Origin of the sequence: Tamlana flava, assembly GCF_041287255.1 — a bacterium.
In the GTDB taxonomy this organism is placed as follows: domain Bacteria; phylum Bacteroidota; class Bacteroidia; order Flavobacteriales; family Flavobacteriaceae; genus Tamlana; species Tamlana flava.
Map to the genome: position 1 here is coordinate 12878 of NZ_JBGGTX010000004.1, position 15645 is coordinate 28522.

Consider the following 15645-nt stretch of genomic DNA (forward strand, 5'->3'; position numbering starts at 1 on the left):
AAAAGCCGCTTTATTAAGCGGCTTTTTTATTGATCAAACACTTTTTTTAAAAATGTATCCATATAGTTTACGGTGGTACCAATCCATGGTTCAAATAGCCAAAAAGCATGAGCGTTAAGCTCCATTCTTCTTACTTCCGTATATATTCCCCAATCACTCATCATAGCGATAAGTTCGTCTTGCCCAGCATGAAATCTTGGGTAATTACTGTTAATAAATAAAATAGGAGCAGAGTTTTCATTCGCCCAATAAATACTCGATGCATCTTTCCAAACTTCTGGTTTTTCCTCAAAAGTACCACCTAGCCATTTCACATCAAATGAATTTGGGGTCCTGTTAAGATTTAATGACCTTGGAGCCATAAAATTAATGACACCATCCAAATCCATTATGGCTTGTACAGTACTTGAAAATCCTAAATTACCTTGGTTGCCTTCCTTGTTTTCGACGCCATTTGTCAAACCAACCAACATGGCTAATTGCCCACCTGCGGAGCAGCCAGAAATTGCAATTTTGTTGGAATCTATGTTATAGGTATTGGCATTTGCACGCATCCAACGAATAGCGCTTTTTATATTGAAAACAGGTGCAGGATATTTGGCTTCCAGTAAAAGTTGATATTCAACGCAAACCGTTACAAAACCTTTCGAAGCAAGTTTTTGTGCCATAGGTATTTGCATGGATTTATCACCAGACAACCAAGCTCCACCATGCACCATAATTAGCGCTGGGTATTTTCCTGGCTTTTCTGGAGAGAATATATCTAAATGTAAATCCCTAGCTCCATATGGGGTGTCTTTAAGTGTTGTGTAAACTATATCCCGATATGCAACAACATTTGCTGGAAGTGAGTCTTTACCTGGTTTTATTTCGGGATAGTACTTTACGTATTTTTGATACTGTCCCATAATCGAATATGAAGTATCTTTAGGGATTTTTTTGTTTTTTGTTTGTGCTTTGCCATTTAAAAATAATAAAATGAAAAAGCACGTAAGTTGAATTATTTGAAAATTAAATTTCATACCTTTTATTGCCTTTTGTAGGGTTTGATGATATGTTTGGCCAATTCTAAATCTTGCGCAATAATATCATTCAATACAATTTCAGCCATTTTTCTAGCACCAAATTCTGTAAAGTGTGTATTGTCTGGGTAGCCATCAGGGAATTTGAAATACTCACCTGGCTCGAAAAACATAAATAAGTATCTAGAACATTCTTTGCCCATTTTATCTAGAAGTTCACGGCTTTTTGTATCCAAATCTATGAATGGTAGATTGAGTTCTTTTGCAACCTCCAAAAGGGCCTGTAAGTATGGTGCATGAGATTCTTCAGCTTTACCTTCAGAATCAAATTTCCATCGGGTAACAGGGCTTATAATTATAGGATTGGCGCCTTTTGCTCGCGTTTCGTTAATGTATTTTTCGATGTATTTTTTATACTCCTCTGGTGTCGTTTTTCTATTTGGATGGTTTTGGGAATTTTGCGCATCGTTGTGTCCAAATTGAATCAAAACATAATCGCCAGTTTTCAAAGAGTCAATAATAGGTTGCCAAAGGTTTTCTTCAATAAAAGAGCGCGAACTTCTTCCGCCTTTGGCATGATTTTCAATAATTACGGTATCATCAAAAAAATGTACAAACGGCATGCCCCAACCTTCTTGGGGAAATTGGCTTTCGTCATATAAACACATGGTGGAGTCACCCACAAGATAAATTTTGACTTTTTGTTCTTCTTGGGCATAGGCTAAATGCGAAAAGAAAAATAGGAGCAAAATGTATTTTAGAACGTTATTTTTCATTTTTTAAAGTTTTATTTAGAAAATTTACGGTATAGCTTAAAGTGGTTTCAAACCACGGATGCATTAGCCAAAAGGAATGTGGACTTTCAGGAAGCGTATGGACTTCACTATAAATGCCATGTTTGTTTAATATGTTAATCATATCATCCCGTCCAGCATGAAAGCGAGAGTGTGAGCTGTTAATAAAAAGAATAGGAGGTGTATTTGCTCCAACATATTCCAGCGGCGAGGCCTCTTTCCATGTTTTAAAATTTTCTTCTTTTTCACCACCTAACCAAATTCCTCCCATCGATTTCTTTCCCGGTTTAGACTCAGCTGCAGCCTCTGGGTGAATAAACGATACAATGCCATCAACATTTACAATGGCTTGTACTTCATTTGAAATTTTTGAATTTGTGTTATATAAATTAGAATTTGGAGTTACTCCAATAAGTGTGGCAAGTTGTGCCCCTGCCGATGCTCCTAAAACGGCAATTTTATCTGGATTTATATTATATTTTTTAGCATGCTTTTTTGTCCAGACAATGGCATCTTTTAAATCGTTTACTCCTGCAGGATAGGGGGCTTCAAATCCTAACCGGTAAGCAACAGAAATACCCACATAACCATTTAAGGCTAAATGTTGCGCCATGACACGTTCATTTTCTTTACTTCCGGTAAGCCAACCGCCTCCATGAATAAGTAAAACCGCTGGAAATGTTACTTTTCGTTTATTTGTAATAGGAATATAAACGTCTAATTTCAGTTTTGACGTGGCCGTCTTTTTGTAGACAACATCTTCCTTATACTTGATTTTTTTTGAAACTAGTGAAACAATTGGGGTGACACTTGGGTAGTCTTTTATTAGTTTTCGATAGGTATTTTCTATGGTATAAGGTTGATAGTCTTCCTTTTTTTGGGCGGAAAGCATGCTTCCAAAAATTAATAAAACCCCAAATGAGCAAAGAAACCTATTCATCAATTATTTATTGTTTAAACCTGAATTTATTTCTTTTAAACCATCAAAAACCAAACCAGCGACAACAGTTGCGCCTTTAGGTTGAAAATGTGTGTTATCGCTTTGTCCGTCAGGGTATGCTTCGTAAGTATTGGGAGGCAAATTCATAAAGTAATTTTGAGATACAAAGTCTTTTCCTTTCCTTGTGAAAAATTCTCTAGACTTTAAGTTTAAATCTATTAGATAAACATTCATTTCTGTGGCAACATCTTTTGGGGCTATATCATATTCTCCATGTACATCTTCCAGCTTATCATCGTTCCAAGGGTAGTTTCGTGCAACAGGAGTTAAAATAATTGGTATGGCGCCTTTCTGCCTTGTTTGGCTAACATACAACCTTAAAAATTCCTTGTAACCTTCAATATTTACATAGCGTTCTGGTTTGTTTTCGGCAGCATCGTTGTGCCCAAATTGCATGATAACGATATCATCTTTTTTAAGGTTTACAAATACGGAACGCCACCTACCTTCTTGAAAAAAAGTACGTGTGCTTCTTCCGCCGCGCGCTCTATCATTAACTAAAGCACTGTCCGTTTTAACAAGATTTTTTATCTGTTCCAAACTATCAGAAACTAAAAAGGACTGAAAAACTTGCCCCCAACCAGTAACGGGGTATCGGGTTTTCATATAATTTTTTCCAATATCGTAATCACCTGTATAATCGGCCATAGTAGAATCGCCGATAAGGTAAACCGTGGTGACGGTTTTCGCTTCTTCTTCAACGATTTCCGATTGCTTTTTTAAGTTGCAAGAGGTGAGGTTAAGAAAAAGAATAGTCAAAAAAACAGGGATGAAATTGTAAGGTATCATTTTAATTTTGCGCATGGAATTCATAGGTTTTCCCTTTTTCGGTTGAAACGTCATAAATATGGTATTCAGGAAGTTGCAATGGTTTAATATTGGCTTCACTTGAAATTAAAGGTGTTTTGATATCTGGAGTTTGATAAAATTCATTTTCATTTTCACCTGATGCTTTGGTAAGCTCATTGCCGTTTTCATCAACTAAAACTTCAGTGGTTCTTAACCTTAAGTTTCCACCTAATTCAGATTTTATTTTTAGCGTATTTAAAGTGTTATTGTTCCAATTTAAATCCACTTCAAAAGCACCTCTTGCTTTAAGTCCTTTAACTTCTCCATTGCTCCAATTATCTGGAAGGGCTGGGAGCAAATGCAGTGCCTCGTTATGCGATTGAATAAGCATTTCAGCAATACCAGCAGTGCAACCAAAATTACCGTCAATTTGAAAAGGAGGGTGTGCATCAAATAAATTGGGGTAAGTTCCACCTGATTCTGTTCCATCTTCAACTAAAGTAAGTTGGGTTTTTATGAGCTTATAAGCCCTGTTGCCGTTTAGCATGCGCGCCCAAAAATTTACTTTCCAACCCATAGACCAACCTGTTGAAACATCACCCCTAAACTCCAAAGTTTGTTCGGCCGCTTTAAATAATTCAGGGTTTTTAAAAGGCGATACTTGTGCGGATGGATGTAAACCATATAAATGGGAAATGTGGCGGTGTTTGCTGCCGGGGTCGTCCCAATCCTTAATCCATTCTTGTAGTTGACCATATTTGCCAATTTGCATCGGTGGTAAACGCTTCTTTAAAACAGCTATGGAATCTGCGAATTCGGTATCAATGTCTAAAATTTTTGATGCATTAATGACATTGCTGAATACATCAAAAACCAATTGGTTGTCCATGGTAGTGCCATAACTAACCCCAACACTGTTGATGTATTTGTTTTCTGGTGACATGGAAGGCGCAACAACCAACCAATTATGTTCGGGCTCTTCCCGTAAAACATCGGCGTAAAATTGTGCCTTGCCTTTTAAAACCGGATAGTATTTCTTTAAAAATTCTTTATCTCCTGTAAATAAATAATGCTGCCAAATATGTTGCGTTAACCAAGCGCCGCCCATGGGCCAAAAGCCATAAAAACCACCATCAATCATACCCGTAACGCGCCAAATATCTGTATTATGATGGATGTTCCAACCGCGGGCATGATACATTTTTTGCGCACTTTCCTGTCCAGTAACAGAAAGGTCTTCCAGCATAGAAAAAAGTGGTTGATGCAATTCTGAAAGGTTAGTAACTTCAGCAGGCCAGTAGTTCATTTCGGTGTTGATATTCACCGTGTATTTGCTGTCCCAAGGTGGAGACAATTTATCATTCCAAATTCCTTGAAGATTTGCTGGCTGCCCTCCAGGCCTTGAGCTTGAAATCAATAAATATCTGCCAAATTGAAAATAAAGTGAAACCAATGATAAATCTTCGGTAGTAGCGAAGTTTTCTAAGCGTTTGTCGGTTGGTAATACACTATTCGTATCGTCGTCTCCCAATTGAAGCGACACACGGTCGTAAAGATTTTTATAATCTGAAACGTGGGCTTGTTTTAATTCATAAAAAGGTTTCGATTGACTTTTTTCTAAATGATTTTGAGCTATTTTTTCAGCAGAACCACTTAAATCGTTATAGCTTTTAAAGTTAGTGCCAATACTGACAAAAAGTAAAACTTCATCGGCATTTTTAACCGATAGTGAAGTATCGTTTTGAACTAATTCGCCGCCCGTTAATTTAGGATAAACCAAAGTTTCAAACTTAATTTTACCAGTTTTGTTTTCGTGGTCGCCGCTTTTCCCTGTTAATTTCAATAAGCCGTTTTCGGTGGAAATGTTGTGCTTTTTTTGAGGCATATCCATCGATACTTCAAAATTCAATTGTTTAGACCTATCGGCCGAAAGGCGAATCACCATCACTTGGTCTGTGAACGATACAAAATATTCCCGTTTGTAATTAACGCCTTTTGCAGTATATGTAACCGTTGAAATCGCATTTTCAATATCTAAAACCCTTTTATAGTTTTCAAAGTTGTTTACACCTTCAAAATGCAAGTTGAGGTTGCCCACCGTTTGGTACGGCACGCCATAGTTGGTGTTTTCAGGAGTGCTTTTAGGGAAAACTTCCAAAGCCAGGTTCTGGGCTTCTTCGTAATTGCCGTCAAAAAGAAGTTTTCTAATGGCTTCAACCTCATTAAAATAATCTTTGGTTATGTTGTTGCCCGGTTCTCCGGCCCAAACAGTTTCTTCGTTAAGTTGAATTCTATCGTTTTCAACACCGCCAAAAAGCATACCTCCAATACGGCCATTTCCAATGGGTAGGGCTTCATTCCAATTGTTGGCGGCTTCTGAATACCATAAAATATTGCTATAGTTTTTAACTGGTGTCGCGGTTTTATCGCAAGAAACGAGGTTACCTACTAGTACTAATATTAAAAGCTTATAAAACGTATTTAATGGAATGGTTTTCATTTTAGTTTCTGACTTTAATGGCCTTTTTGTTTAATTCTTCGCTCTGTTTGATATTACTCGATGATATATTTGATTTTAAAAATTGAATGTTTTCAGTTTTTGCCCCTAAAACTTTTATAGGGTTTTTGCTTTCTTCAACGCTGAAGTTTTCTGAAACTACATTTTTACTGTTATAAATAGTCAGGGCATAATCTTCTGAGGCAATAACTTTCACATTTGATAGTGTTAAGCCATCGGTGTCAATAGCTGTTATTCCTTTTTTTGTTTGAAAAATGGCGTTTTTAAGTGAAACATTTTTAAGGCTCATTTCGGGCAATCCCATAAAAAAGGCTGCCGTTTCAGAATTGGAAACTTTAATGTTTTCCATGAAAATATTTTTGAATGACGGGGTTTCTTCCGTTACAAGAACAATAGTTTCATCGCGTTTTTCATCTTCAGCATTTTGATCGTCTTCTAAAACAGGGGAGTTTCCACCGTAAAACATATTAAAACGAATAGCTTCAGTTGGAATATTAATCATATCAATATTTGAAATGTAAATATTTTCTACAACTCCACCACGGCCGCGCGTACTTTTAAACCGCAAACCTACATCCGTACCCAAAAATGTACAGTTTGATACATGTACGTTTCTTACTCCGCCTGACATTTCACTACCTATAACAAAACCACCGTGGGCGTGATGTACTATATTGTTTTTAACAACAATATTTTCGGTGGGCATACCTCGTTTTCTACCATCTTCGTTTTTGCCCGATTTAAAGCAGATGGCATCGTCTCCAACATCAAAAGTATTGTTGTAAATCAGAACATTTTTGCACGATTCTAAATCCAAACCATCGCCGTTTTGTGAATACCAAGGATTTCTAACATTTAAATTTCTTATGATGATATCTTCGCTCATTAACGGGTGAATGTTCCAGGCTGGTGAATTTTGAAACGTTGGGCCATCTAAAAGAATGCGCTTAGAATTAACCACACTTACCATAACTGGTCGTAAATAATCTTTAACTGCTTGTAGTTCTGCATCACTAATTAAATCTGGAACGTTAAAGTTTGTGGTACTTTCATAGCCTTTTTTAGCACCTTCGCTAGGAAACCAGATTTTTTTATCGGTTGAAAGAACGCCCCCAGAACTCACTAATTTTTTCCATTGGCCATCTGTCATTTTGGATTTTTTTACAGGGCGCCAAGCGTCGCCATTACCATCAATTATGCCACTGCCGGTTATAGCAATGTTTTCAACATTATTGGCATTAATGGGTGAAATGTTTCTAACCGTGTTTAAGCCTTCAAAACTTGTTTTTATAAGCGGGTAATCGTCAAAATCGTCACTAAATAGAATTAGGGAACCGTCCTCTAAATGAATATTAACATTGCTTTTAAAAGTTATGGGACCGGTTAACCAAATACCACGCGGGACAATTATTTTTCCACCGCCTTTTGAGTTTACATTTTCTATAGCTTTTTCAAAAGCCTCAGTGTTTATAAACAGACCACCGCTTTTAGCGCCAAAATCATTGATGTTGACCTTATATTTTGGAAAACTAGTTGTTTTCACCTTAGGCATTTCAAACTCAATACCTTCGTATATTTCGTTTTCGTTTATAAAGTTCGTTGTTTGCGCTTCTAAAAGTTTTGAACAAAAAAGGGTTAAACAAATTAACCCTAGTTTTAATATTGATGATTGCATAATTATTTAGTTATTGTGAAATAATCTACATCTGCATATCCGCCACGTTTGGCGTCTTGTGTGCTAATACAGAATAGGCCTACTTTAGCTCCAATCCATTTTCCTTCTTTGGCTTTGAACGGCTTGCCTATTTTTTTGAATTTTTTACCATTTTCAGAATATAAAAACTGGCATATGGCATTTGGCGCTGTGACTTCAACCTTAAAATAAGCCGTATTTGATTTTAGTTCTACAGTTTCGTTAGTAACTTCAGCAGCGCCATCAACAGCCTTAAGGGTTTCTGTTTGCTTAAGATAGAAACCATTTTCACTGTTCGAAATGCTCAAGGTAGCATAATCCATACCCATAACAATGAGTCCTGCAGTTTTACCACTCTTTGCTTCTTCGGGGATTAGCGTAATCTTTGTTGAAGCCGTAAAGCCAGGTGCAGGAATTTTTTGTAACAATAAGTTGGGAACCATCCATAGGTTAGCGCAATCTTCGGGTACTTTTATTGAAAACAAACGCAAGTAATCGTTCCCAGGTAATTTGGCATGCCAAACCACATCGCTATTGGCTTGCCATTGCCATTGTAACCCAATGTTAAATCCATCAAAATAATCAGTTTCAACGGGTGTTTCTATCGGATAGGCTTTTCCAACGTTTGGTTTTTTATGCGATTTTACAGGCTCGCCAATGCCATTTCCATCATAATCTTTTCCCATAATTGGCCAATTGTTTTTCCAACTCATGGGCTGCAAATGAACAATTCTTCCGTAGGCATCAACATCTTGGAAGTGGTAAAACCAGGATTCCCCATTAGGGGTGTCAACCCAAGCACCTTGATGGGGTCCATTTATGTTTGTGCTTCCTTGTTCTAAAACTACTTTTTCCTCATAAGGCCCATAAATGTTTTTTGAGCGTAAAATTAGTTGCCAGCCTATGGCTACGCCTCCTGCCGGAGCAAATATGTAGTAATAACCGTTTTGTTTGTAAAATTTTGAACCTTCAACCGTATCGTGGTTGTCGTGTCCGTCAAATACGTGGATGCCTTTATCGATAACTTTTGTCCCTTCGGTATTCATTTTATTGACGGTCAATAAACTTTTTACACCACGACGACTTCCAGCATAAGCATGTACCAGATAAGCATCGCCGTTGTCATCCCAAAGCGGGCAGGGGTCAATCAGCCCTTTGCCTTCCATTACCAAAACAGGTTCATCCCATTTTCCGTAAGGATCTTTAGTCTTGACCATGTAAATACCAAAATCCGGATCGCCCCAGTAGATATAGATTTCACCTTTATGGTAACGAATGGCCGGAGCCCACACACCGTTACCATGTTGAGGAATATTAAATGTCTCCTCGGGTACTTGAGTTTCTAGCGCATGGTTAATTAATGTCCAGTTTACCATATCTTTTGAATGCAGTATGGGTAATCCTGGTGCGACATTAAAGCTAGAAGCCGTCATATAATAATCGTCGCCAACGCGAACCACATCAGGATCGGAATAATCAGCATAAATAATGGGGTTATTGTAAGTTCCATCTCCGTTATCGGCTACCCAAACTTCAGAAACATAAGGTTTATTGGTTTGTGCATATAAAATTGTAGAACAGAAAAGTGAAATTAGAAAAGCGTTTAGTTTCATTGAAATATATGCTCGAGCGTATTTTATTTTTCCAGTTCTAAACTAGCCATGATGAACGGACCTGTGCCTTTTGGGTCGTTAGAGCGAATTTTTTCACCTATATAGTATTCAAAAGAACCATCACGATAAGGGTTTCCGCCCAAACCAGCAACGGCACAACATTGGTTTAGATTTACTACGCCATTTTCTTCAACAGAAACTAACTTGTCAAGCAAAGCTTGATATGATTTTTTGGCTACATCTAAATATTTTTTTGGCAAATATCCTTTGCGAGCACCCTTGGCAAAAGTGTAGGTAAACATTGATGTTCCTGTGGCTTCGAGGTAATTGCCTTCTCTGTCTCCTTGATCTAAAACTTGCCACCATAAACCAGATTCATCTTGAACATTGGTAATAGCTTCGGCATATTGATTAAGATATTTAATAATGCGCTCACGACCGGGGTGGTCTTCGGGTAAAAAATCTAAGACATCTACCATGGCCATACCGTACCAACCCATACCACGAGACCAAAAATGTTGTGAGTTTCCTGTTTCTTTGTTTGCCCAACGCTGTTCCTTGCTTTCATCCCAACCGTGGTAAAGTAAGCCCGATTTTTCATCACGACTGTGTTTTTGTATTAAATCGAATTGAAGTACAACATGGTCGTAAATTTTTTGCTTTTTAGCTTCGTCTTCAACATATTCCCTTGCATAACGCGTGTGAAAGGGTTCCGCCATGTAAAGTCCGTCCAACCACATTTGGTGCGGGTAAACTTTCTTGTGCCAATAACCACCATCTGATGTAGTCGGTTGCGATTCCAATTGGCTATCCAGGGTTTGCATGGCTTTTAAAAAGCGTTCTTCTTTGGTAATAGGGTAGAGGAATAACAAAACATCTCCAGATTTAATCATATCAAGATTCTGCTTTTCTAAGCTATATGTATCAATGTTTCCTGTACTGTCAATCAGCGTATCGGCATAATCGTAAATATAATCGTAATACTCTTGCCTCTTTGTTTGTTCGTAAACTCTGGAGCAAGCACTTAAAACTAAACCTGGTGTATATGTCCAACGTGCCCTTGTTGCAAAATCTAGTTTGGTAGCTTCTGGGAAACGTTCAATTTCTGAAAGCATCATGCGCTCAGACCATTTTAAATCTTCGGGGACAACTTTTTCAACGGTTGCCGTTTCTTCTAGGGTGTTTTGTTTTTTTGAGTCTTTACAGGATGTAAATAATGCGACAACCGATGCTAAAACGGCAAAATATTTAATTTTAGATGTCATTTTTATAGTTTAGTTAATTGAATTTGTTTCATTTAAAGCTTGAAGCTTCAGGTCTAAATCTGTCAGGAAAGCATCTTCGGTTTTAATGCCGTTAAGTTCTTGCTCCCAAGCAGCCAAAAAGTAATAGGTAATGGCTGCAGTGGTTGGTTTAAAAATTACCAAATGTTCATAGTCACCCTTTTTTTGCTCTGCAACTTCATCAAGTTTATAAAAGAGGGCCATCCCTAAATTGTCTGGTGGACTTGCCAACGTTTGTTGCCCGTAAGTGGCAATGTAAGCCCATGTCTCACCTTCTTTTTTGTGGAAAGTAACACCGTGGTCTACAATTCCTGTGCAAATACCTGTAATTTCGTCTGATGGTGAAAGTTCAGCTTTTGTGTATCTATCAATCGGAAATATGGTCAATTTGGCTTTTAAATCGATAGTGTCATCTCCAGATTCCCATCCTTCATAGGAAATGTTAATCGAAGAACTTTTTTCTGAATTTTCAACATAAGCAAAAGTGTTTTTAACAGTTTGAAAATGAACTACAGAATCGGCAACAACACGGCCATAGCCACCAATACCCATAGAATTCCCTGCCTTTAGGATATCTTGACCCCATGGGGATGGTTCGTGGTAAGAATCAAATCCATCTTGGCCAACATAAGGCAAAACAATTGAATCTACCTTTTTACCAAAAATATCAATGGCATTTCTCCAATCTAAATATAAACGATAGCCAACTTGACTATTTTCCCAACCTGGTCCTTCATATCGAATAAACCATGAATGATCTGTATGTTCTTTTGGTACCTGCAGGGAATCTACATTTTTAAAAGAAGTCCCGGCATTGTATTCCTTATGCCCTCTAGTGCCATCAACCCATTCTCCGCCTTGTGCAATAGAAATTTCTGCATAGGTTTTTTGTGGTACCATTTCGTCAGAGATTTCTTCTGATATAACAGTATCGGAGACAGATTTTTTGTCTTTACAAGAAAATAGACTTAAAAATACAATTGATAAAATTGCTAATTTTTTCATGTGTTAATTTTTATTGGTTTTTAATGTCACATGTAACCTTTGATGATTAAAATAATCATTTTGCTGTATGTTTAACAATTATTTTAATCATGTCGGTTTCATGAGGTTTGGTTATTAAATTTTTAATATGCTTTTCCGTTAATCGTTGTGTTTTTAAATACAATTGGTTCCGAATGTTCCACCGATAAGTCTTCATTGGCGCCTTTGATGTGTACATTGGTCAGTGTTACATTTTTTATAATGGCCTCTTCACGTCCTCTAATCATAATACCATATTTCCCGCTGTTTTCAACAGTCATATTTTCTAAATGAACACCATCTATTTTTGGAATAAATTCACCTTCTTGATTGGCATAGATGCCATAATGTAAGTTGATTTTGAGGGCTGCTTCCTTTACTTGTCCTACTTCAATGTCTTTTACATATAGGTTTTCAACAAACCCACCACGTAGCGTATTCGTTTTTATACGGATGGCTCTATCTAGGTTGGGGCTGTCCATTTTACAATTTCTAGCATAAACATTTCTTACCCCGGCAGATATTTCACTACCTAGAACTACGCCTCCGTGCCCATCTTTCATGTCGCAATTTTCAATAACAATATTCTCAGAAGCGATGTTAACTCGTCTTCCGTCGGAATTTCTACCAGATTTTATCGCGATACAATCGTCACCGGTGTTAAATGTGCAGTTTGTTATATGTACATTTTTGCAATATTCGGGGTCACAACCATCATTATTTGGTCCATGACTATTAACGGTTACACCATCAATTCTAACATAATTACATTTTAATGGATGAATAACCCAGAACGGCGCATTGGTAATGGTTACGCCTTGAAGTAATACATTTTCGCACTCAAAAGGTTCAAAAAATGATGGGCGAATATGATGACCGTCTCCAAAAACGCGTTCAGAAACTGGTACTTGGGCTTCGTTCATTTTTCGTAATGTTGGCAGGTTAATGGAATCGTGCTGTTTTGGAGCCCCTTCTTCCCAGCCATAAGAGTCTTTACCGCACCACGGCCACCAATTGTTGTTACTGGCTTGACCATCTAAGATGCCATTTCCTGTAACAGCAATGTTCTTTTGTTTATGGGCCCGAATAAGCGGGGAGTAGTTCATGAGCTCTACACCCTCATAGGATGTATGAACTACGGGAAGATAATCGTTATGATTGGTTGAAAAAAGCACATGAGCACCTTCCTCCAAATGAAGGTTTACGTTGCTTTTTAGCACAATGGGCCCTGTTAAAAATTTACCACTTGGAATGATTACTTTACCACCACCCATATTACTGCAAGAATCAATGGCCTTTGCAATAATTTCTGTGTTATTGGTTTCTCCATCAGAGACAGCGCCTAAATCAATAATGTTTATGATGTTATTTGCGAATTCTGGAATTTGTATAGATTCAATAATAGCGTCGGCTTGAGCAAAAGCATCAGCTTCTTCGGTTTTTTTTTCATTTTCTTTTTGTTTGCAGGAACTGAATGTTAAAGAAAAAAAGGAAAATAAAAGGATAGAATATAGCCCAAAATGTGTTTTAGCGTTCATTTGTTTTTGTTTAGTGTAATCGATTGTACTAAAATAGCAAATAAGTATTTTAAAGCATAATTTCTCAAAGATAATACTTAGAATATTAAAAAGAGAACAGAAGTAATAACAATTTTAAGATTAATATTTAGAATTCAGGAACCCAGTTGTCCGAACCTTTTAGCACATTTTCCTTACTAAAAGAATTGATGTCTTTTTGTGAAAGTTTTTTTGCCCAATTAACCCTTTCATTGGAAGCTCCGGGACCTGTAGAATTGTATTCTGCATAAAAAGTGGTTTCTTCTGCATGGGGTTTGCCCCAATTGTGCCAACCCTCGGGTTTTATGTGATTGCCCATGTAACAATTAATAAAAACGGTTTCCGCATAATCGCGCCAAGGTCTTCCAAGAAAAAATGAGCCTTCTTCCGCATTTCCTGTTATTTTACAGTCTTTAAAAACAAAACCATATTTGGTGTCTTTATTGGTTGAAGCAGCAGTTATATAGCCGCGATTTTTGCAAAAGATTTCACAGTTTTCGAAATACCCGGTTGACCAACCAAAAATAAAATCTACCGTGCCTTCAATGTAACAATCTTTGTAATACTGTCGGCTATTGTCTCCGTGCAAATAAAGTGTATCCTGATTTCCTAAGAATTTGCAATTTTCAAAAATTACTTTATCACCATCAACCCTTACAGCAACTGCTTGGCCAACGGGTCCCGCACTATTTTCAAAAGTTATGTTTTTTGCTTTAAAACCATCACCAAACACAAAAAATGAAGTAGAACCTGTTGTGCCAACTTCTTCGCCAAATGCGTTTCTTTTTTGGGCATAATCATCATAGGTCAATATGGTGTTTTCTTTGTTTTCACCGATAAACGTTACATTTGTTTTTGAAGCGGGAAGCACCAATTTTTCTTTATAGATACCATTTTTTATAAAAATTTTGGTTTCTTTTTTTCTGAAATCGGGTACAGCGTCAATAGCTTCTTGCACTGTTTTAAAATTTCCGCTACCATTTGAGTCAATAACAAAATGATAAGTTTCATCATTGATGGTTGTTACATTGGAAGTTGAACGTGTCAATGAGTTAGCGTATACCTCAATATTTGTGTAGACCTTATCTAAGGACTTACCATTGGAGTCGGCAATTTTTGGATTAAGCTGATGCTGCTTTTCCCACTCATCGGGAATACCATCCCTGTCAGAATCTATTTTTCCTTTTTCAGATTTTAAAGCGGGCCAACCCCCAACATTTTCCTGTGAATCAATAATGCCATTTTCATAATTAACACTGCCCTCTTGGGTGTTATGAACGATTCTGGAGTCCACAGCGTCTCTAAAAATACTGGCACCAGCATTTTTCATAACCTCTTTAAAGGCCTCAAGGGCACTTGATGTTTTTATATTATCATTTATGGATATCGGCGAGTTTAATTTGACGGCTTCAGGATTGTCGCATTGCACGCCACCATCCCAATTGTTTTTCGTAATGTTTTCATAGCCATCAACATAATTTCCGTCTACATAAAATTGGCCATAAGGTTCAGATGGATTTACAATTCTATCAAGTTTAGATGAGGTTGTCGCAGGCCCCGATTTAAAATAGTTATTAACCATATTATAGGTTCCGCTTTCGCCGCCATAAATACTGTTTTCGCCCCAATTGTAAATAACGTTGTTTCTAAAGTCTACAAATTCATTTTCTGAATTTTGGGTTGTTTTAGAGCCACTAAATCTTGGATTTCTGCTGTTATTGCTTGCTATTAAATTATGGTGGAATGATGCTTTCACACCGCCCCAAATACCTCCATAACCATGAGCCCCCTTATGATGCACCGAATGGTTTAAAGCTTCTGATATGATGCACCATTGCAAAGTGAAATTTTTATTGTTGTAAAATGAAGCATTTTCATCGGTTGCCCAACTGATGGAGCAATGGTCTATAATCACATTATTGGCGTTTCTGCACCCCAAGGCATCTCCTTCAACTTTACTAACATCTCCCATTCTAAACCTTAAATAGCGTACAATAACGTTATCAGCTTTTATAGTGAATGGATAGCCTTTTAGTGTAATGCCATCTCCTGGAGCGGTTTGTCCTAAGATGGTTAAATCTCCTCGGTTTACATCCAAGTCAGACTTTAATTCAATAGTTCCTGAAATAGCGAATACTATGGTTCTTGGCCCTTTTTTTACTATGCCTTTTCTTAAACTTCCTTCACCGTCGTCATTTAAATTCGTTACCGTGTAAACCAATCCGCCTCTTCCCCCAGAGGCATATTGCCCAAAGCCTTCTGCTTCTGGAAAAGCAAGTTCTTGCGCATGGTTTGTATGAATTAATAATAAAATGAGCGCTAACAAGAAGCCTGATTTTTTTAGCATAATTTTT

General features: G+C 37.4%; 11 protein-coding genes. All 11 read right to left on the minus strand.

Annotated elements, in window-relative coordinates; all coding sequences use genetic code 11:
- Positions 1-26: 26 nt before the first annotated feature.
- Positions 27-1022, minus strand: coding sequence for an alpha/beta hydrolase fold domain-containing protein (locus ACB104_RS12260; RefSeq protein ID WP_370479123.1), 996 nt, complete (start codon positions 1020-1022; stop codon positions 27-29).
- A 5-nt stretch (positions 1023-1027) separates the two neighbouring features.
- On the minus strand, positions 1028-1798 hold the full coding sequence (locus tag ACB104_RS12265; protein WP_370479125.1) for a rhamnogalacturonan acetylesterase: 771 nt from the start codon (positions 1796-1798) through the stop codon (positions 1028-1030).
- Positions 1788-2756 carry an alpha/beta hydrolase fold domain-containing protein gene (locus ACB104_RS12270; RefSeq protein ID WP_370479127.1) on the minus strand — a complete coding sequence of 323 codons (969 nt, stop codon included), beginning with the start codon at positions 2754-2756 and terminating at the stop codon, positions 1788-1790. The genes ACB104_RS12265 and ACB104_RS12270 overlap by 11 nt, the downstream gene beginning before the upstream one ends.
- Before the next feature lie 3 nt (positions 2757-2759).
- The gene (locus tag ACB104_RS12275; RefSeq protein ID WP_370479129.1) at positions 2760-3620 is read right to left on the minus strand and encodes a rhamnogalacturonan acetylesterase; all 861 of its coding nucleotides are present in this window, start codon (positions 3618-3620) and stop codon (positions 2760-2762) included.
- Positions 3607-6105 (minus strand): glycoside hydrolase family 95 protein, encoded by a 2499-nt coding sequence (locus ACB104_RS12280; RefSeq protein WP_370479131.1) that lies wholly within the window; start codon positions 6103-6105, stop codon positions 3607-3609. The genes ACB104_RS12275 and ACB104_RS12280 overlap by 14 nt, the downstream gene beginning before the upstream one ends.
- 1 nt (position 6106) lies before the next feature.
- Positions 6107-7798, minus strand: coding sequence for a glycoside hydrolase family 28 protein (locus ACB104_RS12285; RefSeq protein ID WP_370479133.1), 1692 nt, complete (start codon positions 7796-7798; stop codon positions 6107-6109).
- Positions 7799-7800: 2 nt separating this feature from the next.
- Positions 7801-9429, minus strand: a complete 1629-nt coding sequence (locus ACB104_RS12290) for a glycoside hydrolase family 43 protein (RefSeq protein ID WP_370479135.1) — start codon at positions 9427-9429, stop codon at positions 7801-7803.
- A 23-nt stretch (positions 9430-9452) separates the two neighbouring features.
- Complete coding sequence (locus tag ACB104_RS12295; protein WP_370479137.1) at positions 9453-10694, minus strand: glycoside hydrolase family 88/105 protein; 1242 nt, start codon at positions 10692-10694, stop codon at positions 9453-9455.
- Positions 10695-10703: 9 nt separating this feature from the next.
- The gene (locus ACB104_RS12300; protein WP_370479139.1) at positions 10704-11717 is read right to left on the minus strand and encodes a DUF4861 family protein; all 1014 of its coding nucleotides are present in this window, start codon (positions 11715-11717) and stop codon (positions 10704-10706) included.
- Between the two features lie 122 nt (positions 11718-11839).
- Entirely contained in the window at positions 11840-13273 is a 1434-nt protein-coding gene (locus ACB104_RS12305; RefSeq protein ID WP_370479140.1) for a glycoside hydrolase family 28 protein, read from the minus strand.
- 127 nt (positions 13274-13400) lie between these two features.
- A complete protein-coding gene (locus ACB104_RS12310; RefSeq protein ID WP_370479142.1) occupies positions 13401-15638 on the minus strand; it encodes a pectinesterase family protein in 2238 nt (745 codons plus the stop codon).
- Positions 15639-15645: the final 7 nt, after the last annotated feature.